Consider the following 20,792-nt stretch of genomic DNA (forward strand, 5'->3'; position numbering starts at 1 on the left):
GTCGCCGTTGGACCGGCCGCGGATCCAGATCGCCCGAATGCAGCCTGCATCGAGCACCGCGCAGCAAGAGGAAGGAGCCCACCTATGGCATTGGATGCCGATGTGAAGAAGGCGATCATCGAGGAGTACGCGACGCACCCCGGTGACACGGGCTCCCCGGAGGTCCAGGTCGCGATCCTCACCACGAGGATCAAGGACCTGACCGAGCACCTGAAGCAGCACAAGCACGACCACCACTCGCGTCGTGGGCTGCTCCTGCTCGTCGGCCAGCGCCGGCGACTGCTCGGTTACCTGCAGGAGATCGACATCGCGCGCTACCGGTCGCTCATCGAGCGGCTCGGCCTGCGTCGCTAGTCCGACCGCAGTCCTCGCTTCGAGAAGGGGCGTTCCGCTGACCAGCGGGACGCCCCTTCCTCGTTGTCGGTCGCGGGTGGTAGCCCTGGAGGATGCAGGGACACGAGCTCGCCGAGGACTGGGTGCGTCGGTACGAACGGGCATGGGCGACCAACGACCCCGACGACGTGCGGGCGCTCTTCGCGCCCGACGGCGAGTACCGCTTCCATCCGTGGGACGAGCCGGTCGTCGGCCACGACGCGATCCTCACGTCCTGGCTCGACGCGCAGGACGGTGCCGACGACCACACCTTCACCTGGTCGGTGATCGCGGTCGACGGGTCGACCGCGGTCGTGCAGGGCCGCACGACGTACACGGACGGCGACGTCTACGAGAACCTCTGGGTGATCCGGTTGGCCGAGGACGGCCGCGCCACGTCGTTCACGGAGTGGTACATGGAGCCGCCGGCCGGGGACGACGCCTGACGGCCGCCGTGTGCTCGTCGGCGCGCTGAGACGCGTGGTCGCGTTGGGAGGATCCGGTCCTCATCCGAGGGCGCGGAAGCACGTCCCATCCTCCGCTGCCGACGACGTCCTCCGCTGGCGACGGCGCGGAGTGGGGGCTCGCGGGCCTCAGGCCGCGGCGCCGAACTCGGACTGACCGGGCAGCACCGCGTCGTCGCGGACCTGCTGGTCCTGCGCGATGCGAGCACCGGCGCCGATGTGGGCGCGGGCGCCGATCTTCGAGTGGCTGCCGATGTGGGCGCCCTCCCCGACGATCGCGGCGGCGCCGACATGGACGGAAGCGCCGATCTCGGCGTGCGGTCCGACGACGGCCTCGCGATCGACCCAGGTCCCCGCATGGATGCGGGCGGAGCGACCGACGCGGGCGCCGGACTCGACGTAGACGGACGGCGCGAGGAATGCGGTGGGGTCGACCGAGGCGTCGGTGGCGACGAGTCCGCGCCCGTTGGGGTGCCTGCGGTACCGGGTGACGGTACCGAACTCGTCCTCGATCTCTTCGGCGATCCTGGGGGTCCTGCGCTGCATGTCCTGGACAACGGGGTCGCGCCCCCGTTCATTCCCGTTCCGCGCCCCCTCCCTGCCCGGGAATCCCATAAGAATGCGGCCAGGAGAGCATGAGAGCGGCGAGCCCCGGCGCTGGCAGACTGGGCGGATGATCTTCGGCCGCGGGAACCGCGACACGTCGTTCCCCAAGGGGGACCAGGGCAAGGGCTCGCTCGACGACTACAAGTTCGACCTCACGCCCGCCAACGGCAAGGTCACGATCCGACTGGCCGGAAGCGACCCCCACCAGGAGGTCCTCGCCTCGGCCGAGCGCGCGGAGCAGGTGGAGACGGCCATCGGGCGGCGCACGGACGACGAGGAGCGGACGGACGCGCCGATGCCGGTGCGGCTCTTCGTCGACGGCCGCATCATCGGCCCCGTCGGCATGGTTCCGCGAGGGCTCGAGGCGGCCGTGAGCGAGGCGGTGAGCCGCCTCGAGACCGCGGGCCGCAAGCCCCGCATCCCCGTCGAGGTCGTCCGCACCAAGCAGGGCCTCCGCGTCGACCTGCTGCTCGGTCACACCCGCTGAACGCCCAGCGCGGGCCGGGAGGATGACGGGCATGGACAGCATCCGCCTCGGCACCTCCGGCCTCGAGATCTCCCGCGTCGTGCTCGGCTGCATGAGCTACGGCGACCCGGACCGGGGCAACCACGCGTGGACCCTCGGCCTCGACGACACGAGGCCGTTCTTCCGCCGTGCCGTCGAGGCGGGCATCACCACGTTCGACACGGCGAACGTCTACTCCGACGGCTCGAGCGAGGAGATCACCGGCACGCTGCTGAAGGAGTTCGCCCGCCGGGAGGACGTCGTGATCGCGACGAAGGTGCACGGCCGGATGGGGCCCGGCACGAACGGATCCGGCCTGTCGCGCGGCGCGATCATGACCCAGATCGACGCGAGCCTGAAGCGTCTCGGGACCGACTACGTCGACCTCTACCAGATCCACCGCTTCGACCCGTCGGTCCCGATCGCCGAGACGATGGCGGCCCTGCACGACGTGGTGAAGAGCGGCAAGGCGCGCTACCTCGGGGCCTCGTCGATGTGGACGTGGCAGTTCGCCGAGATGCAGCACACCGCCGACGTCGAGGGCCTCACCCGATTCGCGTCGATGCAGGACCAGTACTCGTTGCTCATGCGCGAGGAGGAGCGGGAGATGCACCCGTACTGCCTCGAGACGGGCGTCGGCGTGATCCCGTGGTCGCCGCTCGCCCGGGGCAGGCTCACCCGCGACTGGGACGCGACGACCGCGCGCAGCGGCACCGACGAGTTCGGCAGGACGCTGTTCCGGCAGGCGGAGGAGGCGGACCGGCGGATCGTCGACGTCGTCGCCCGCATCGCCGACGAGCGCGGGGTCTCGAGGGCGCAGGTCGCGCTGGCGTGGGTGCTCGCCCGGCCGGCGGTGACGGCCCCCATCGTCGGCGCGACGAAGGCCGAGCACCTCGACGACGCGATCCGCGCCGAGGAGCTCGAGCTCACCGACGAGGAGCTCGAGCGGCTGGAGGCGGAGTACGTCCCGCACACCCCCACCGGGTTCTGAGCCGTCGGGCGGATTCCGTCCCTTCGCCGGGACCACCCCGGCGAAGCGGCTGCTGTTCTGGCTGCGGATCTCGTTCGTCGGAGATGCTCTGCTCGCCGCGATCGGCGCCCTGCTCGTCGCCGAGGGGGAGGGCGTCGGGATCGCCCTCCTGATCTTCACCGCGCTGCGCGCCGCGATCGGTGTGGTCGCACTCGTGCTGGCCGCGCGCGCGCTCGAGCGGCACGATCCGCACGACGACCAGCCGTCGGTGCTCGGCTGATCCCCCGGGCCGGGCTCAGTCCGGGTCCGCGGGATCCAGCGGCGCGTGGTGGTCGAGACCGGCGACGCCGGCCTTCCAGTAGCCGTGGAGCGACAGGTTCGGCTTCGGCAGGCCGGCCTCCTGCTTCAGCCAGCGGCGCACCGGGATCAGCGCGCCCGCCTCACCCGCGGCCCACACGAAGGTGTCGGCCGTGACGTCCTGGCTGCGCACGACGTCGAGCAGGTCGAAGTCGGCGGTGGGCGCGAGCTGCGGGGTGGCGGCGAACGCCTCGGCCGGGTCGAGGTGGTCGACGAGGCGGGTGTCGTTCCCGAAGAGCACGGCGTGCACGGGCAGCACGCCGGCGAGCGCGCGGATCCAGCGCCGCAGCGCGGGCATGCCCGCAGGATCGGCGAGCAGCAGCGCGTTCGCGAACCCCGTCGGCGCGAGCCGCGAGCCGCGCGGACCCGCGATCTCCAGCTCGTCGCCCCGGCCCGCACGGGACGCCCAGGCCGTCGCCGGGCCGGCGTCGCCGTGCACGACGACGTCGACATCCAGCTCGGGGCCGGACGAGGCGCCGATGGGCCGGTACTCGGCAGGCGTGTAGTCGCGGCCGACGATGCCCTCGGGGCCGGCGAAGAAGGCCTTCACGTGGTCCTCGGGGCCGAGGCTCGCGAAGCCCTCGAGGTCGCCGCCGAACGTGAACCGCACGAGCGTGTCGGTGAGCCCGGTGCGCTCGAGCACGACGAGGTGCCGGCGGCGCGCCCCCTCGTGACGGATGGCGTCACGGACGCGCGGCGAGGACGAGAGGGGGAAGGTGCTCACGCGCCCATTCTGGCCGAGCGGCTCAGCGGACCGCCGCGGCGCTGTCGAACGCTGCGCTGGCGCCCCGGTCCGAGATCCGCACGACGACGCGGCTTCCGTCGATGCTGCGCTGGTAGTCGACGGCGACCCCGGCCGGGATCGTCGCGATGCGATGGCCGGCGGTGTCGACCACCGACGTGCCGACCGCGACGAGGTCGGCGGGCCAGCCGCCGGTCACGGTGTGCTGCGCCTCCAGCGCGGCGGAGACGGTCGTGAGCGCCGCACGGACGGCGGCGGCGCCCGCCCGGTGCGCCGACTGCGTGCCGCCGAGCACGATCGCCACGGGGACGAGCACGACGAGGGCGGCGACGAGGAGGCGCGCCCAGGCCGCTGCGATCCGGCGATCGGGCCGGAGGCGCGACGTGCGTCCGGTCGAGACGGGGCCGATGGTCGAGGCGGTCATGTGGATCCTCGGGGTGAGCGCCGGATGGGTGGCCGGTCATCACCGTTCTACCGAAGCGGCGGCGGCCGGACCCAGCCCCAGAACGGGGTGACGGAATCCGCGACGCCCCACCCGCGTTGCCCTTCGCATGGCTCCGCTCGCGCTCTCCGTGCTCGATCTCGTCCCCGTCAGGAAGGGCCAGCGCTCGATCGACGCCGTGGCGGCGACGGTCGCGCTCGCCCGTCTCGCCGACCGACTCGGCCTCACCCGCTACTGGCTCGCCGAGCACCACAACATGCCGTCGGTCGCCTCCACGAATCCGCCGGTGCTCCTCGGGGTGCTCGCGGGCCGCACGGACCGGATCCGGCTCGGTTCCGGCGGGGTGATGCTGCCGAACCACGCGCCCTTCGTCATCGCCGAGCAGTTCGCGGCGCTCGAGGCCGCCGCCCCCGGCCGGATCGACCTCGGCATCGGTCGCGCGCCGGGCAGCGATCCGGTCATCAGCGCGCTCCTGCGCTCGACGGGTCACACGAGCGACGTCGACGCGTTCCCGAACCACCTGCAGGACATCGAGGCGCTGCTCGGCGAGGACGGCGCGGGCCTGCGGCTGGCCTCGGGGGAGCAGTACGTCGTGCGGGCAACCCCCGCCGCGGCAGGGCGCCCTGAGATGTGGTTGCTCGGCTCCAGCGACTACTCGGCCCAGCTGGCCGCCCGGCTCGGCCTGCCCTACGTGTTCGCCCACCACTTCTCCGGCGACGGCACCGCGCGGGCGCTCGACCTGTACCGGGAGGGCTTCCAGCCGAGCGAGCACCTCGACGCGCCGCGCACCTTCCTCACCGCGAACGTCGTGGCGGCCGGCACGACCGAGGAGGCCGAGCGCCTCGCGCTGCCGCAGCTGCAGCACATGGCCCGCCTCCGCACGGGCACGCCTCTGACGGCGCTCGACACCGTCGAGGACGCCCTCGAGGCGACGCTCACGGCGCCCCAGCAGGATCTCGTCGGGACGATGCGCGGCCGCTGGTTCGTCGGGAACGCCGACGACGTCGCGGAGCGCCTGACCGCGTTCGCCGAGCGCTTCGAGGTGGACGAGGTCATGGTCTCGCCCGCCGCCGGTGCGCACCGCGACGACTCCGTCGACCGCGTGCCCGGCCGCGAGGCCACGCTCGAGCTGCTCGCCGCGCGCCTGCCCCAGCGCGAGTCGGCGCTCGCCTGACGCCGCCCCGTTCCCGTCGTGCGAGGGCGGAATACCCGCCCGAGGACCACGGTTGACGTGTCATACAAAAGGACGGAGCGGGCATGACCGGCCAGCAGATGCAGTTCGGGATCTTCAGCGTCGGCGACGTGACGGAGGACCCGACGACGGGTCGCACGCCGACCGATGCGCAGCGGCTCCAGGACATCCTCACCATCGCGCAGCACGCGGAGGAGGTCGGGCTCGACGTCTTCGCGCTCGGCGAGCACCACAACCCGCCGTTCGTGCCCTCGTCGCCCACGACGGTGCTCGGCTACATCGCCGGACGCACCGAGCGGATCCTCCTCTCGACGGCCACGACGCTCATCACCACGAACGATCCGGTGAAGATCGCCGAGGACTACGCGACGCTGCAGCACGTGGCGGGCGGCCGCGTCGACCTCGTGCTCGGCCGTGGCAACACCGGGCCCGTGTACCCGTGGTTCGGTCAGGACATCCGGCAGGGCATCCCGCTCGCCGTCGAGCACTACGCCCTGCTGCACCGGCTCTGGCGGCAGGAGGTCGTGGACTGGGAGGGCCGGTTCCGCACGCCCCTCCAGGGGTTCACCACGACGCCCCGCCCCCTCGACGGCGTGCCGCCGTTCGTGTGGCACGGCTCGATCCGGAGCCCCGAGATCGCCGAGCAGGCGGCCTACTACGGCGACGGCTTCTTCGCGAACAACATCTTCTGGCCCGCCGAGCACTACCAGCGGCTGATCGGCTACTACCGGCAGCGCTTCGAGCACTACGGGCACGGGACACCGGCGCAGGCGACTGTCGGCCTCGGCGGGCAGGCGTTCGTCCGGCCGAGGAGCCAGGACGCGGTGGACGAGTTCCGCCCCTACTTCGACCACGCCCCCGTCTACGGGCACGGCCCGAGCCTCGAGGAGTTCACGGCGCAGACGCCGCTGACGGTCGGCAGCCCGCAGCAGGTCGTCGACCGGTACGCCGGCATGCGCGACCTGTTCGGCGACTACCAGCGCCAGCTGTTCCTCGTCGACCACGCCGGCCTGCCGCTGAAGACCGTGCTCGAGCAGCTCGACCTGCTGGGCGGCGAGATCGTGCCGGTCCTCCGCCGCGAGCTCGCGGTCGGGCGTCCCGCGGAGGTGCCGGACGCGCCGACCCACGCGGCGCGGGTCGCGGCGCTGGCGGCGCAGCAGGAGTCCGAGGCGGCGACCGTATGACGTCGGGTGACGGGAGACGGATGACCTGGAGGGGCGACATGACGAACGATGGACGGATGACGGCGAACCGGCGTATCGCGGTGCTCTCCGCGGGCCTCGGCACGCCCTCCTCGACGCGACTCCTCGCCGACCGGCTGGCGGCGGCCACGGTCGCGGCCCTCGCCGATCGCGGCATCGCCGCCGAGGTGGAGCACGTGGAGGTGCGCGAGCACGCGCAGGCCGTCGTCTCGGCGACCCTCACCCGCTTCCCCGGCCCGGATCTCGAGCGGGCGATCGCGAGCATCACCGGCGCGGACGCCCTGATCGCGGTGACCCCGACCTTCAACGCCTCCTACAGCGGCCTCTTCAAGTCGTTCGTCGACCTGCTCGAACCGGGCTCGCTCGACGACGTCCCCGTGCTGATCGGCGCGACGGGCGGCAGCGAGCGGCACTCCCTGGTGCTCGACCACGCCCTGCGTCCCCTCTTCGCCTACCTCCACGCGGTCGTGCTGCCCACCGGCGTCTACGCGGCCTCCGGGGACTGGGGATCCGGGGATGCGGCTGGTGCCGGCGCCCTGCCCGGCCGCATCGATCGGGCCGGCCGCGAGCTCGCGGCGCTGCTCGCGGGGCGCCAGGCCCGGCCGGTGCTCGAGGACGCGCTGGCCGTGGACGCGGACTTCGAGGACCTTCTCCGCTCCCTCGATTGAGCGGCGTCCTCCGCCGCGTCGCGGTCGCACCGCCCCGCTGTCCGTCGGTGGTGGGGGAGCCGATCCCCGCCTCGTCCCCACCTCGTCCCCGGCATGGAGGCGGTCGGGTGCGTGCTCGCCGTCCTCGTCGCCGGCCTCGCTGTGGAGCGCATCGCGGCACGCGGGCGGTCCATGCTCGGGGATCTGTCAACGCCCTTGACACGCCCTAGGATCCAGGAGTGAGCAGCGGGACCTTCGACGTGCTCGCCTACAGCGCCGACGCGCACGGCAGTCACCGTGCGGATCTGACGGGTCTCGGCGAGCCCCTGTCGCACGCGCTCCTCACGCAGCTCCGGTACCTCCGACGCTGCCTCTCCGGCACGACGTCGTGGCTCGGCCTCGTGCTCGTCACCCCCACCCACAAGAACGCCCGTATCACCGCGTTCCTGTCGAGCTGGGCCTACGAGCGGCTGTGGATGGCGGACGCGATCGACGCGCTCACCGGTGGGATCCCGGCGCCCTCCGCCGCCCACGCGGGGATCCGGGGGCTGCGCGACCGGTTCGCCCCGCTCGGCGAGGCCCTGGTCGCGAACGTGCACGGCACGGCGCTGTCGGCCGTCCACATGGCCGAGCGGGCCGTCGACGGCGTCTTCGTCGACGCGCTGCTCGCGCAGGCCACCGAGCAGGCGGGCGCCGCCGTCGCGGCCGACCTCGACCGGCTGCGCGCCGTGCTCACCCGCCAGCAGGCGTTCTTCACCGAGGCCGCGGGCGAGCTGCTCACCGCCTCCGCGCGCGCCCGTCGCCTGGCGCAGCGCAGGCTCACCGCCCGCGCCTGGCCGATCGGCGCCGAGGACGACCCCGGCGGCACCGCCTCCGCCCTCGCGGAGCTCGTCGCGGGTGACCCCGGATGGGCTCGGGCTGCGGATGACCGCATCGACGCGATCCCCGGTCTTGCCGGTCTCCGCATCGCCGAGCGCAGTGCGGGCAATCCCGGCAGGCCCGTGCTCCGAACGACTCTCCGACCGGTGGCGGCCCTCGGCCGGCTGGTGGCATCCGTCATCCGTCGGAAGGGATAGGGCGCGACCCGCGCCGGCAGGGAACCATGGCATTCGACATCGACACGTTCGCCGGCGACAGCGTCAGGGTCGGGTGGGACGACGTCGACCTCGATGCGTTCCGGCGCGACCCGCTGCCCGAGCGCACCCTCAGGACCCTCCGCTACATGTGCGACGTCGAGTTCCACACGGTCTGCTACCTGCGCGACATGCTCGTCACGCCGTCGCACACCGACGGCGACGTCTCGACGTTCATGACCATCTGGAACCGCGAGGAGTTCTGGCACGGGGAGGCGCTCGCCGCCGTCCTCGGCGTGCACGGCATCACCGTCGAGTTCGACGAGGTGAAGGCCAGCCGCATGAAGGTGGGCTGGAAGGACAGGCTCGACCCCATCAAGCAGTCGCTGCTCGGCAACATCGTCGGCAAGGACTTCATCGCCGTGCACATGTCGTGGGGCGCCGCGAACGAGCGCAGCGCCGCGGCCGCCTACCGCCGGCTCACCGCCCTCGAGCCCCATCCCGCGCTCGGCCCGCTGCTGAAGCGCATCGCGCAGCAGGAGACGCGGCACATCGCCTTCTACACGACCCAGGCCCGCAAGCGGCTCGAGGCGAGCGGCCGCGCCCGTGCCATCACCCGCTTCGCGCTGTCCCGGTTCTGGGGCCCCGTGGGCTCCGGCGTGATGGCGGAGGAGGAGGTCGATCACGTGATGGGCCACCTCTTCAGCGGCGAGGACGGCCTGCGCGAGGTGCACAAGCTCGACGAGCAGATCGCACAGCTCCCGGGGCTCGAGGGCCTGACGATCATGCGCGACGCGTTCGCGCGGCGGGGCCTCATCCCGGCCTGAGCGCGGCTGCCCTGGCGTCGAGCCGTGACGGAAGCGTGCGGCGACGAGCGGACGGCGCGGCTGGTGCTGCATCCGATCCGGCGTGCCGGGCCCGCACGACCGCTGGCACCCGGAGTACCCGTTCGAGGACGAGCTCGGTCCGCTGCGGGTCGCTGGCCGGGTCGGCGGCTCCGCATCCGGTGTTCACGCACCACCAGGTGCGCGACGCGGCGACCGGTCCCGCCGTCGGCGGCATCGGCTTCTCCGGGCCGCCGGATGCGGTCGGCGCGGTCGAGTTCGGCTACGGATTCGTGGCGGCGGCCCGTGGCCACGGCTTCGCGACGGAGGCCGTGCGGGCGCGGTCCGTCGGCGCGATGGCCGGGTCCGGACCCGCACCCGGTGGCAGAACCTGCTCTCCGCCCAGGACCCGGGCCGCTCGCATACGCTGGAAGGCATGGCATCGAGGATCCTCATGTACGGAGCCGCATGGTGCGGGGACTGCCGCCGGTCGAAGGCGGTGCTCGACGCCAGCGGCCTCGACTACGAGTACGTGGACGTGGGGGAGTCGAAGGACGCCGCGGACGCCGCCGTGGCGATCACCGGACGGACGAGCATCCCGGTGATCGTGCTGCCGGACGGCTCGCACCTCGTCGAGCCCTCCGATGCGCTGCTTCTGGACCGCATCGGGGTCTCCTGATCAGGCGAGCCGTTCCCGCACCCGATCGGCGAGCGCCGCGCCGCCGGCGAGCAGGTCGGTGTCGAGCGCGACCACGACGCGGGTGAAGCCGAGCCGGGTGAGCGCGGTGGCCCGTTCGACGCTCGGCCCGAACGCTCCGGCGAGCACCCCGGCGTCGCGGCACGCCGCGACGATACGGGGGAGCGGCGCCTCCGGGCGCAGGTCGGCGAGCAGCGCGTCCACGGTCGTCCCGAGTCGCAGGGAGAGGTCGAACGGCCCGACGAAGACCATGTCGAGCCCGTCGACGGCGGCGATCCCCGCGACGGCGTCGAGGCCCTGCGCGGTCTCCACCATGACTGCGACGAACGGGCGTGGAGGGCGGCCGTCCGCCCCGTCCGTCCGCTCGAGGCCCGGCAGGGGTCCCCAGCTGCGGACACCGCGCGGCGGGTAGCTCGCCGCGGCGACCGCCGCTTCCGCGTCCGCAGCGGAATCGACGAGCGGCACGATCACGCCGTCCGCGCCGGCGTCCAGCGCCCGGCCGATGAGCCCGGGATCGTTCGCGCGCACCCGCACGAGCAGCGGCACCCGTCGCTCGCGGCGGAGGGCGAGGGTGTCGCGCACCGCCCGGTCGTCGAAGTGGCCGTGCTGGGCGTCGAGCACCACCCAGTCGAGCCCGGAGGTCTCGAGCGCCGCGGCCGTCCTCGGCTCGCCGAGCGTCGCCCACGCCCCGAAGCGCACTGCAGGATCCGTCACGGCTCCATCCTCCCCGACCGGCCGATCGCCACCGTCCCGTCGACCTCGTCGTCGCCCACCACGTCGACCTCGAGTCCCGCATCGGCGAGCAGCACCGCCGTCCACGCCGCCTGCGAGCGACCCGTCTCGATCAGCACGGCCCCGCCGGGCGCCAGCCACCCGCCCACCTCGCCGGCGATGCGGCGGTGCACGTCGAGGCCGTCGACCCCGCCGTCGAGGGCGAGGCGGGCCTCGTGGTCCCGCGCCTCCGGCGGCATGGTGGCGATCGCGTCGGTCGGGACGTAGGGGGCGTTGACCGCGAGCACGTCGATGCGGCCGATCAGCTCTCTCGGCAGCGCCGCGAACAGGTCGCCCTCGCTGACCGAGCCGCCGACCGGCTCCACGTTGCGCCGTGCGCAGGCCACCGCCGACGGATCGAGGTCGGCCGCGTGCAGGGCGCCGGGGGAGGCGAGCGCCGCGATGGCCACCGCCACCGCACCCGTGCCGCAGCAGAGGTCGACCGCGGTGCCGCCGGGCGGCAGGAGGGCAGCGGCTCGCCGGGCCAGCAGCTCGGTGCGCCGGCGGGGCACGAACACGTGCGGTGCCGTGCGGATCCGCAGCCCGCAGAACGCCGCCCAGCCCACGATGGTCTCGAGGGGCTCGCCGGTGACCCGGCGGCCGACCATGACCTCGAGCGCGGCCGGGGTCGCCGCTTCGGCCGACAGCAGGGCCGCCTCGTCCTCCGCGAACACCGATCCCGCCGCCCGCAGGCGGGCGATCACGGCCTCCCGGTCGGTCACGCCGGCTGGAGGGCCGCGCGGGTGACGCCGCCGCGCCGCCACTCGACGATGCGCCAGCGCCGCCGCAGCGCCTCGCGGGCGAGACGGGCGTCGGGGTTCACGGCCGTGGCGGTGCCGACGAGCGCGAGCCACGGCAGATCGGCGGCGCTGTCGCCGTAGCCGTACGACCTGGTGAGGTCGAACCCCTCCTTCGCCGCATAGCGGGTGAGCCATGCCGCGCGGGCCTCGTCGACGAGCGGCGGTCGCGCCAGATAGCCGGTGAGCACGCCGTCCGTCTCGTGCATCTCGCTCGCGACCACCTCGTCGAACAGGGCGGCGACCGGAGCGGCGAGGGTGCCGATCGAACCGGTGAGCAGCACGGTGCGATGTCCCGCCGCGCGGTGCTCGCGCACCCGCTCGAGTGCCGCGGCGCTGGTGTGGGCGAGCAGGGTGTCGGTGTAGCCGCCCCGCACCACGGCCTCGAGGCGGTCGGCGCGCATGCCCGCGTAGCGGCGCAGGAAGGTGCGCACGAACTCGCCGCGGTCGCGGCGCTCGGCGGCCAGGTAGGCGGGCAGTCCGGCGAGCAGCGCCGCCGTCTCGGCGAGCGTCGGCACCGTGCCCGCATCGGCGTGCTTGACCCACAGGTACTGCAGCACGATGTTCGAGTCGACGACCGTGCCCTCGAGGTCGAAGACCGCGACCAGGTCCTGCCGCTCGGGCAGCGCCGGCGGCTCCGTCGCGGCGGGCTTCTCCCCGCTCCGGCGTGAGAACACGCGCATGAGCCCGGTGATCGCCGGGAAGTGCACCCGCTGCAGGTAGTCGTTCCAGTCGATCCGTGCCGGGTCGAAGCCGAGCTCGCCGGCGAGCTCCGGCGGGATCGCCGCGCCGAGCCGTCTGGCCTCGGTGTCGTCGAAGATCAGCTCGGTGCCGACGTAGGCGCGGTAGAGCTCCGAGAGGCTGCGCATCACCGCGAGGTCGCCGCGGCGCCGGTCGAGGTCGCGCTGCCAGTCGCGGGTGCGAGCGGTCGACGGCAGCCGCTGGAGCACCCGGTCGGTGATGTCCGCGCCGCGTTCGGCCCGGCGCAGCGCCTGCTCGATCCGCCGGTCGCCGGGGAACTGCCACGTGGGCATCCGCGCGGTGCCACGCACGTCGTCGGGGATGGGGTTCTCGGTGAAGTACGCCCGCACGTTCTCGTACATGGTGTGGAAGGGCAGCGGGTTCGAGGCTCCCGAGGCGCTGTGCAGGTAGCGGGGGGCGCCGGGCGCCGGCGGCGTCGCCGCGGCGGCGAGCACCGCGTTCACCACGAGGTCCACGGGGATGACGTCGAGGACCGAGTCGGGGACGCCAGGGAAGTCGGGCAGCTGCCCGCGCCCGAAGGCGAGGATCAGTGGATCGGCGACCTTGAAGCCGTCGATCCAGCCGGGGAACGGATGGGCGAGGGCGCTCTCGATGACGCTCGGCCGCACGATGGAGAGCCGGTGCCGGGCGCCCCACGACTCCTCCGCGACGCGTTCCGCGAACGCCTTCGTCAGCGTGTAGACGTCGGTCCAGCCGAGGCTCTGCGCCCGGGTGCGGCCGGCCTCGACGAGCCGGCCCTTCACGAGGTCGAGGCGAGCCGCCTCGGTCGCCTGCGCGACCGCCTGCGGGCCCTGCTTGCCCCGGGAGGACCGCGCCTCCGCCATCAGCCGCTTCAGCTGGGCCGGCTCCCTGGACGCGAGCTCGGCCCTGTCCCTGGCTCGGGCCGCGGCGTCGGCCTCCGCCCCCCAGTCCACCTCGTGCGGCAGCCGCGCCTCGGGCAGCACGCCCTTGCGGATGCCGCCGACGTAGCAGGTGGACACGTGGACGACGTGCGGATCCGCGCCGGTCTCGGCGAGCGCGGCGTAGAGCGCCATGGCGCCGCCGACGTTGGTCGCGAAGGCCTCGTCGATGGGCGGATCGAACGAGACGGTCGAGGCGCTGTGGATCACGAGGTCGAGGTCCGCCGGCAGTGCGCCGGGCTCGGTGAGGGAGCCCTCGTGCGCGGTCACCCGCTCGGCGAAGATCCGGGCGGCCTCCTCGCGGCCGACGCGCTCCCGCCAGGGGCCGAACACCGGCTTGGCGAGCAGCTTCGTGATGCGGTCGGCGCCCGACATCGACCCCTTGCCCCGCACGAGCACGGTGATCCGGGTGTCGGGATGCGAGACGAGCAGCCGCTCGAGCAGCGCCTGACCGACGAAGCCCGTGCCGCCGGTCAGCAGCACGTGGCCGGAGAGGTGGCCCACGGCCGCGGGCTGGGCCGGGGAAGTCATCGTGCTCGTATCGTATGCGTTCATGGCGACCGCGCTCGTGACCGGGGGGACGAGCGGCATCGGTGCCGCCTTCGCGAAGGAGCTCGCCCGGCGCGGGTTCGATCTGGTGCTCGTCGCCCGCGATGCGGAGCGGCTCGAGCGCGAGGCCGAGCGCTACCGTGCGTCGGGCCGCCGCGTCGAGGTGCTCGTCGCCGACCTCGCCGATCGCGCCGACGTGCAGCGGGTGGCGGCGCGCCTCGAGGACTCCGGGCGGCCCGTCGAGGTGCTCGTCAACAACGCCGGGTTCTCCGTGCGGGCCCGGCTCACGGATCCGGACGTCGCCGAGCACGACCGGGCGTTCGAGGTCATGGTCAGGGCGGTGCTCGTGCTCGCGGGTGCCGCCGCGCGCGCGATGCGGGAACGGGGCCACGGCAGCATCGTGAACGTCTCGAGCACTGCCGGCTTCATCACGATGGGCGCATACTCCGCGATCAAGGCCTGGGTCACCGTCTACACCGAGGGGCTCGCCGGCGAGCTGCACGGCACCGGCGTGCGGGTGATGGCGCTCGCGCCCGGATGGGTGCACACCGAGTTCCACGAGCGGGCCGGCGTGCCCGTCTCCGGCATCCCCGAGGCCCTGTGGATCGACGCGGACCACCTGGTCGCGGCCGCGCTGAAGGACCTCGTTCGCGGTCGGGTCGTCTCCGTGCCGACGGTCCGGTACAGGTCGCTCATGTTCCTCGCGCGGCATGCGCCTCGCGGCGGAGTCCGAGCGGTTTCGAGGGCGCTCTCGGGTCGCAGGAGCAGTAGCCTGCAGTCGTGACGACGCGGCTCCAAACCGACCTGGACGCCCGCTCCGAACGACAGGACGTGCGGCTCGACCGGTACACCTCGAAGCCGATGGCGATGGCCAGGTACGTCGCGCAGCGGGTCCTGCTGGCCGGCGTGGTGCGCGGGGTCACGCGGGTGCAGGTCTTCGGCCGCAACGAGCTCACCTCCCTCCGCGGCGCGTTCGTCGTCGTCGCCAACCACACGAGCCACCTCGACGCGCCGCTCGTCTTCACGACCCTTCCGCGGCGCCTCGCCCGGTACCTCGCCGCCGGCGCCGCCGCCGACTACTTCTTCGACGTCGCGTGGCGCCGGGGTCTCACGACCCTGTTCTTCAACGCCTTCCCGATCCACCGCGGCGGCATGGAGCGGCGCAGCTCCGAGGCCAGGGCCCTGCTCGGCCGTGGCGTGCCGCTGCTCGTCTTCCCCGAGGGCACGCGCGGGAGCGCCGGGCGGATGGGCCAGTTCAAGGCGGGAGCCGCGGCGCTCGCCGCCCGCGCCGACGTGCCCTGCGTGCCGGTGGCCATCATCGGCGCGGACATCGCGCATCCCCGGGGCTCGAAGTGGCCGAAGAGCGGACGCCCGCCGGTGGCGGTGGTCTACGGCCGGCCCGTGTTCGCCGCGTCCGGCGAGAGCCCGGCCCAGTACATGCGGCGGGTGCGCGGCGAGGTGCAGCGTCTGCACGACGAGAACCAGTACCGGGTGCTCGTCGGCCGCCGGCCGAGCGTGCACCAGGCCCAGGAGAAGCGCCCGTGACCGACCTGTCCGACCTCGTGGAGCCGCCGGAGATCGAGCGGGAACCACGGGCGGACGCGGCGGAGCACGCGCATCCGGCGGCGAAGACCGCCATGGCGGACGTGCCCCACATGAAGTGGTGGGGCTGGGGCGTCCCCGGCGTCGCGTTCCACTTCGAGGACAAGCCCGCGTTCGCGCCGTTCGTGGCCAAGGCCGTCGGCCTCGATCTGCACGCGGTCGCGCCGCTGGATCCGCCCCGGTTCGAGGGCCTGCAGGTGCCGGCGAGCCGCGACGACGGCCGGGTGCGTTCCGCGGCGGCGGCGGTCGTCGGCGAGGCCGCGGTCACGGACGATCCGATGGACCGCGTCGTGCACACGTACGGCAAGAGCCTCCGCGACCTCGTCCGCGTGCGCGCCGGAGTGCTGCCCCGCACCCCCGACCTCGTCGTCTACCCCGGCACCGAGGACGAGGTGCAGGCGCTGGTCGCCGCGCTGGTGGGCGAGGACGTCGTGCTCATCCCGTTCGGCGGCGGCAGCAACATCGCCGGCTCCCTCGAACCCGACCCGGCGGAGTCGCGGGTCGTCGTGTCGGTCGACGTCGGCCGCCTCGACCGGCTCCTCGACATCGACGAGGCGTCCGGCCTCGCCCGCATCCAGGCCGGTGCGCTCGGGCCCGTGCTCGAGGCCCAGCTGAACGAGCGCGGCTGGACGATCGGGCACTTCCCCGACTCGTTCACCCACTCGACGCTCGGCGGCTGGGTCGCGACCCGGTCGTCCGGGATGCAGTCCGACAAGTACGGCGACATCGCCGACATCGCCCGCGGGATGCGCGTCGCGCGTCCGGGCGGCCTGCTCGACGTGCGGCCCTACCCGTCCGCCTCCACCGGCCCGAGCGTGCGGGAGCTGATCCTCGGCAGCGAGGGCCGGCTCGGCGTCATCACCGAGGTGACCGTGCAGGTGCACCGGGTGCCCGCGAAGCGCGTCATCCACGCCTACTTCTTCCCGAACTGGTCGGCGGGCCTCGCGGCCATGCAGGCCATCGCGGCGAGCGACGCGCATCCGACGGTCACCCGCGTCTCGGACGCCAGGGAGACCGGCTTCTCGCTCGCGACCGCGAAGGAGTCGAAGGGCCTGTCGGGTCTGGCGCAGAAGGGGCTCATGGCCGTCCTGAAGCGGCGCGGCTGGGACCTCGACGAGCTCTGCCTCTCGTTCATCGGCTACGAGGGCGAGCCCGACCACGTCGGCCGCCAGCGGAAGGCCGTCGAGCGGATCGTGAAGCGGCACGGCGGCATCGGCGTCGGCACCGGCCCCGGAGTGCTCTACGACCAGAAGAAGTTCGACACCCCGTACCTCCGCGACTTCCTGCTCGACCGCGGCACCGCGGGAGACGTCTCGGAGACGGCCGCGCCGTGGTCCAGGCTGCGCCCCGTCTACGACCGCGCGATCGCAGCGGCCGAGGAGGCCTACACGAGTCTCGGGCGCCAGGGCTGGATCATGTGCCACCTGTCGCACTCGTACCACGCGGGCGCATGCCTCTACTTCACGTTCGCGTTCGTCTTCGGCGACGACCCCGTTGGCGAGTACGACGTCGTGAAGACCGCCGTGCAGCAGGCGTTCGCGGACGAGGGCGGGTCGCTCTCGCATCACCACGGCGTCGGCCTCGAACACGCCGCCTGGATGCCCGACGCGGTCTCCGCCGAGGGCGTCGGCGTGCTGCGGGGACTCTTCGCGGCCACGGATCCCGGCTCGAACCTGAATCCGGCCAAGATCGTCCGCTGACCGTCCCGCCGGCACCGGGGCGTCCCGCCTGCCGTCCGGACCCTGCTCCGGGGTTCCCGCCCGGCGCGGCGGCGTACGGGCGGGGCGCGGGCGCCCTCGGATCCGGCGGTGGACGCCCGAGCGCGCGCAGGCTGAGAGCATGGTGACGTGGTGGAGCGGCGAGGTGGGGGTGCGGCCGCCTTCTGGACCCTCGGCGCGGTGTTCCTGCTGGCGATGTCGTTCACCACGATCCCGACCCCGCTCTACGCCGCGTTCGAACGCCAGGACGGCTTCCCCTCCTGGGTCGTGACCGTCGTGTTCGCCGCCTACGCGGTGGGTGTCGCCGTGGCCCTCGTGCTCGTCGGGCACCTCGGCGACGTGCTGGGCCGGCGGCCCGTCGCGGTCGCGGCGATCGCGGCGGAGCTCGTCGCCGCCGTGCTGTTCCTGGCCGCGCCCCAGCTGCCGGGCCTGCTCGTCGCCCGGTTCGTGTCCGGCGTCGGCATCGGTGCCCTGACCGCATCCGCGACGGCCCAGCTGTCCGAGCTGCACGACCGCTGGCGCGGGCCCGGCGCGCTGCCCGGCGCCGTCGCGACGGTGGCGAACATCGGCGGCCTCGGGCTGGGCCCGCTCGTGGCCGGTGTGCTCGCCGTCGCCGCTCCCGCCCCCCTCGTCCTCCCGTTCGTCGTCTACGTCGTCGCCCTCGTGGCGGCCGGTGTCGCCGCCCTCCTCGTGCCGGAGACGGTCGACCGCCCCGATCCGCTGCCGCCCTACCGGCCGCAGCGGGTCGCTGTGGCACCCGAGGCCCGCGGCGGGTTCCTCGCGGCGGGCGCGGCCGTGTTCGCCGGCTTCAGCGTCTTCGGGCTGTTCGGGGCGGTGACGCCGACCGTGATGGCCCGCATCTTCGGCGTGCCGTCGCCGCTCGCGATCGGCGCCGTGACCTGGTCCGTGTTCACCGCCGGAGCCCTCGCGCAGCTCGCCTTCCTGAAGGCGTCGCTCCGTGCCTCCCTGATCTCCGCGATGGTCGCCATCGCGGCCGGTCTCGCCGCGCTCGGCGTCGCGCCGATGCTCCGCGCACTGCCCCTGTTCGTGATCGGGGGGATCGTGGCGGGCGCCGGCGTCGGCCTCGTCTTCCGCGCCTGCCTCGGCCTCGTCGGGTCGATGGCGCCGGAGGAGCGGCGCGGGGAGACGCTCGCCGGGCTGTTCCTGCTCGCCTACCTCGGCCTCATCGTGCCGGTGCTCGCGGTCGGCGGCGCGCTCGCGGCCCTCCCGCCCGTCCCGGTGCTCGGCGTGTTCGCCGTCGCCGTCGCCGCGCTCGTGGTCGTCGCCGGGGTCCGCCTGGAGCGCCGGGCAGCCGGCTGACACGCCCGCCTGGTAGAATCGGCGAAGTCCCGCACGTGCGGGGCACGGAGCAGACCGGCAGGGAGCTGGTCGTTAGTGGTGGACCTCGGGCCGGACAGCACGTCCCGCGCTTCTCTACTGATGACCAGGAGCCGTTCCGGCGAGGCATCCGCGCGGTTCTCCGCGTCGATGCGCGCCTCGGCTTGCCACGCTCCTTCCTGCCGCTTGCTCCTCCACTGAATGTGAAGGAGAACGACCTCTTGGAAGGTCCTGAGATCAAGTCCGCCGAAGCCGTCATCGACAACGGCGCCTACGGCACCCGCACCATCCGTTTCGAGGCCGGCCGCCTCGCCCAGCAGGCGCAGGGCAGCGTCGCCGCGTACCTCGACGAGGACACGATGCTGCTGTCCGCCACCAGCATCGGCAAGCAGCCGAAGGAGCAGTTCGACTTCTTCCCGCTGACCGTCGACGTCGAGGAGCGCTCCTACGCCGCCGGCAAGATCCCGGGCTCGTTCTTCCGGCGCGAGGGCCGTCCCTCGACCGAGGCGATCCTCGTCTGCCGCCTCATCGACCGTCCGCTGCGCCCGTCCTTCGTGAACGGCCTCCGCAACGAGGTCCAGATCGTCATCACGGTCCTGTCGATCGCGCCCGGCGAGTTCTACGACGCCCTGGCGATCAACGCCGCGAGCGCCTCGAGCCAGCTGTCCGGCGTGCCGTTCTCCGGCCCGATCGCCGGTGTGCGCCTCGCCCTCGTCGAGGGCCAGTGGGTCGCCTTCCCGAAGGTCGACCAGCTCGAGCAGGCCGTCTTCGACCTCACGGTCGCCGGCCGGGTCGTCACGAACGCCGACGGCTCGAGCGATGTCGCGATCATGATGGTCGAGGCGGAGGCCACCGAGCACGCCGTCGACCTCATCCGCGCGGGCGCCAGGAAGCCGTCCGAGGAGGTCGTGGCCGAGGGTCTCGAGGCCGCGAAGCCGTTCCTCCGCACGCTGGTGGAGGCGCAGGCGAAGCTCGCCGAGCAGGCGGCCAAGGAGACCCGGGAGTACCCGGTGTTCCTGCCCTACACGGACCAGACCTACGCCGTCGTCGAGGACCTCGCGCTCGAGGACCTGAAGGCCGTCTACCGGATCGCCGGCAAGGTCGAGCGGCAGGACGCCGACGACAACCTCAAGTCGCGCGTCAAGGACGCCGTCCAGATGATGGTCGACGGTGGCGAGCTGCCCGCATCGGCCCTCTCCGAGGTGTCGGGTGCGTACAAGGCCGTCACGAAGAAGGTCGTCCGCGGCCGCATCCTCACCGAGGGCGTCCGGATGGACGGTCGCGGCCTGAAGGACATCCGCCCGCTCGACGCCGAGGTCGCGGTCATCCCGCGGGTGCACGGCTCGGCGATCTTCCAGCGCGGCGAGACGCAGATCCTCGGCGTCACCACGCTGAACATGCTGAAGATGGAGCAGCAGATCGACTCGCTGTCGCCCGTCACGAAGAAGCGCTACCTGCACCACTACAACTTCCCGCCCTACTCGACCGGTGAGACCGGCCGCGTCGGGTCGCCGAAGCGTCGCGAGATCGGGCACGGCTTCCTCGCCGAGCGCGCCCTCGTGCCGGTGCTGCCGTCCCGCGAGGAGTTCCCCTACGCGATCCGCCAGGTCTCCGAGGCCCTCAGCTCCAACGGGTCGACCTCGATGGGCTCGGTCTGCGCCTCGACCCTCTCCCTGCTGAACGCCGGTGTGCCGCTCAAGGCGCCGGTCGCCGGCATCGCGATGGGCCTCGTGTCGGACACGGTCGACGGGGAGACCCGCTACGCCACCCTGACGGACATCCTGGGCGCGGAGGACGCGCTCGGTGACATGGACTTCAAGGTCGCCGGCACGGCCGACTTCGTCACCGCGATCCAGCTCGACACGAAGCTCGATGGGATCCCCTCGTCGGTGCTCGACGGTGCGCTGAAGCAGGCCCGCGAGGCCCGCCTCACCATCCTGAACGTGCTGAACCAGGCGATCGACGCGCCCGACGAGATGGCGCCCACCGCGCCCCGCGTCATCAGCGTGCAGATCCCCGTCGACAAGATCGGCGAGCTGATCGGCCCGAAGGGCAAGACGATCAACGGCATCCAGGACGAGACCGGAGCCGACATCTCCATCGAGGAGGACGGCACCGTCTACATCGGCGCCGTCGACGGCGCGTCCGCCGAGGCCGCCCGCCAGGCGGTCAACGCGATCGCGAACCCGCACAACCCGGAGATCGGCGAGCGGTTCCTCGGGACCGTCGTGAAGATCGCCGCGTTCGGCGCCTTCGTGTCGCT

The 20,792-nt window shown here is 73.3% G+C and carries 21 protein-coding genes and 1 pseudogene; 16 read left to right on the plus strand and 6 right to left on the minus strand.

Annotated features, from left to right (window positions below; translation table 11 throughout):
- Window positions 1-84: 84 nt before the first annotated feature.
- Together rpsO and JWQ92_RS02640 are read left to right on the plus strand one after the other, a co-directional pair.
- Window positions 85-354, plus strand: a complete 270-nt coding sequence (gene rpsO, locus JWQ92_RS02635) for a 30S ribosomal protein S15 (RefSeq protein WP_297342904.1) — start codon at window positions 85-87, stop codon at window positions 352-354.
- 92 nt (window positions 355-446) lie between these two features.
- Window positions 447-818, plus strand: a complete 372-nt coding sequence (locus tag JWQ92_RS02640; RefSeq protein WP_297342905.1) for a nuclear transport factor 2 family protein — start codon at window positions 447-449, stop codon at window positions 816-818.
- 147 nt (window positions 819-965) lie between these two features.
- Here the strand turns inward: JWQ92_RS02640 and JWQ92_RS02645 are convergent, their stop codons facing one another.
- Window positions 966-1,382 (minus strand): transferase, encoded by a 417-nt coding sequence (locus JWQ92_RS02645; RefSeq protein WP_297342906.1) that lies wholly within the window; start codon window positions 1,380-1,382, stop codon window positions 966-968.
- 127 nt (window positions 1,383-1,509) lie between these two features.
- On the opposite strand from JWQ92_RS02645, the gene JWQ92_RS02650 reads away from it, so the two are divergent.
- Entirely contained in the window at window positions 1,510-1,929 is a 420-nt protein-coding gene (locus JWQ92_RS02650) for a hypothetical protein (RefSeq protein ID WP_297342907.1), read from the plus strand.
- Window positions 1,930-1,960: 31 nt separating this feature from the next.
- The gene (locus JWQ92_RS02655) at window positions 1,961-2,938 is read left to right on the plus strand and encodes an aldo/keto reductase (protein WP_297342908.1); all 978 of its coding nucleotides are present in this window, start codon (window positions 1,961-1,963) and stop codon (window positions 2,936-2,938) included.
- A gap of 274 nt (window positions 2,939-3,212) precedes the next feature.
- Here JWQ92_RS02655 and JWQ92_RS02660 read toward each other — a convergent pair whose 3' ends face one another.
- Both JWQ92_RS02660 and JWQ92_RS02665 read right to left on the minus strand, forming a co-directional pair.
- Window positions 3,213-3,998 carry a siderophore-interacting protein gene (locus tag JWQ92_RS02660; RefSeq protein WP_297342909.1) on the minus strand — a complete coding sequence of 262 codons (786 nt, stop codon included), beginning with the start codon at window positions 3,996-3,998 and terminating at the stop codon, window positions 3,213-3,215.
- 22 nt (window positions 3,999-4,020) lie between these two features.
- A complete protein-coding gene (locus JWQ92_RS02665) occupies window positions 4,021-4,440 on the minus strand; it encodes a hypothetical protein (RefSeq protein WP_297342910.1) in 420 nt (139 codons plus the stop codon).
- A gap of 127 nt (window positions 4,441-4,567) precedes the next feature.
- Between JWQ92_RS02665 and JWQ92_RS02670 the strand changes: the two genes are divergently transcribed.
- From JWQ92_RS02670 to JWQ92_RS02695, 7 genes and pseudogenes are all read left to right on the plus strand, one after another.
- Window positions 4,568-5,632 (plus strand): LLM class flavin-dependent oxidoreductase, encoded by a 1,065-nt coding sequence (locus JWQ92_RS02670; RefSeq protein WP_297342911.1) that lies wholly within the window; start codon window positions 4,568-4,570, stop codon window positions 5,630-5,632.
- A gap of 98 nt (window positions 5,633-5,730) precedes the next feature.
- A complete protein-coding gene (locus JWQ92_RS02675) occupies window positions 5,731-6,834 on the plus strand; it encodes an LLM class flavin-dependent oxidoreductase (RefSeq protein ID WP_367276704.1) in 1,104 nt (367 codons plus the stop codon).
- Between the two features lie 56 nt (window positions 6,835-6,890).
- On the plus strand, window positions 6,891-7,520 hold the full coding sequence (locus JWQ92_RS02680; protein WP_297342913.1) for a CE1759 family FMN reductase: 630 nt from the start codon (window positions 6,891-6,893) through the stop codon (window positions 7,518-7,520).
- Window positions 7,521-7,738: 218 nt separating this feature from the next.
- Window positions 7,739-8,575, plus strand: coding sequence for a hypothetical protein (locus JWQ92_RS02685; protein ID WP_297342914.1), 837 nt, complete (start codon window positions 7,739-7,741; stop codon window positions 8,573-8,575).
- Between the two features lie 26 nt (window positions 8,576-8,601).
- Window positions 8,602-9,399, plus strand: a complete 798-nt coding sequence (locus JWQ92_RS02690) for a ferritin-like domain-containing protein (protein WP_297342915.1) — start codon at window positions 8,602-8,604, stop codon at window positions 9,397-9,399.
- A 179-nt stretch (window positions 9,400-9,578) separates the two neighbouring features.
- Window positions 9,579-9,725, plus strand: a pseudogene (locus JWQ92_RS16885) (GNAT family N-acetyltransferase); the annotation flags it as partial.
- 107 nt (window positions 9,726-9,832) lie between these two features.
- Window positions 9,833-10,075 (plus strand): glutaredoxin domain-containing protein, encoded by a 243-nt coding sequence (locus tag JWQ92_RS02695; RefSeq protein WP_297342916.1) that lies wholly within the window; start codon window positions 9,833-9,835, stop codon window positions 10,073-10,075.
- Here JWQ92_RS02695 and JWQ92_RS02700 read toward each other — a convergent pair whose 3' ends face one another.
- From JWQ92_RS02700 to JWQ92_RS02710, 3 genes are read right to left on the minus strand one after another with little or no spacing between them, the layout of a single operon-like run.
- Window positions 10,076-10,807, minus strand: coding sequence for an aldolase/citrate lyase family protein (locus tag JWQ92_RS02700; protein WP_297342917.1), 732 nt, complete (start codon window positions 10,805-10,807; stop codon window positions 10,076-10,078). It lies immediately after the preceding gene.
- A complete protein-coding gene (locus JWQ92_RS02705; RefSeq protein WP_297342918.1) occupies window positions 10,804-11,586 on the minus strand; it encodes a putative protein N(5)-glutamine methyltransferase in 783 nt (260 codons plus the stop codon). Before JWQ92_RS02705 ends, JWQ92_RS02700 begins: the two co-directional genes overlap by 4 nt.
- Window positions 11,583-13,853, minus strand: coding sequence for an SDR family oxidoreductase (locus JWQ92_RS02710; protein ID WP_297342919.1), 2,271 nt, complete (start codon window positions 13,851-13,853; stop codon window positions 11,583-11,585). Before JWQ92_RS02710 ends, JWQ92_RS02705 begins: the two co-directional genes overlap by 4 nt.
- Before the next feature lie 22 nt (window positions 13,854-13,875).
- Here JWQ92_RS02710 and JWQ92_RS02715 point away from each other — a divergent pair, with 22 nt between their 5' ends.
- The 5 genes from JWQ92_RS02715 to JWQ92_RS02735 all read left to right on the plus strand — a co-directional run.
- On the plus strand, window positions 13,876-14,655 hold the full coding sequence (locus JWQ92_RS02715) for an SDR family oxidoreductase (protein ID WP_297342920.1): 780 nt from the start codon (window positions 13,876-13,878) through the stop codon (window positions 14,653-14,655).
- Entirely contained in the window at window positions 14,652-15,416 is a 765-nt protein-coding gene (locus JWQ92_RS02720; protein WP_297342921.1) for a 1-acyl-sn-glycerol-3-phosphate acyltransferase, read from the plus strand. Before JWQ92_RS02715 ends, JWQ92_RS02720 begins: the two co-directional genes overlap by 4 nt.
- Complete coding sequence (locus JWQ92_RS02725) at window positions 15,413-17,173, plus strand: FAD-binding oxidoreductase (RefSeq protein ID WP_367276703.1); 1,761 nt, start codon at window positions 15,413-15,415, stop codon at window positions 17,171-17,173. Before JWQ92_RS02720 ends, JWQ92_RS02725 begins: the two co-directional genes overlap by 4 nt.
- A 147-nt stretch (window positions 17,174-17,320) precedes the next feature.
- The gene (locus JWQ92_RS02730) at window positions 17,321-18,511 is read left to right on the plus strand and encodes an MFS transporter (RefSeq protein WP_297342922.1); all 1,191 of its coding nucleotides are present in this window, start codon (window positions 17,321-17,323) and stop codon (window positions 18,509-18,511) included.
- 239 nt (window positions 18,512-18,750) lie between these two features.
- Window positions 18,751-20,792 (plus strand): polyribonucleotide nucleotidyltransferase (locus JWQ92_RS02735; protein WP_297342924.1); only part of this gene is annotated, 2,042 nt, incomplete at its 3' end.

It is taken from the genome of Amnibacterium sp. (genome assembly GCF_025463795.1).
Lineage (GTDB): Bacteria > Actinomycetota > Actinomycetes > Actinomycetales > Microbacteriaceae > Amnibacterium.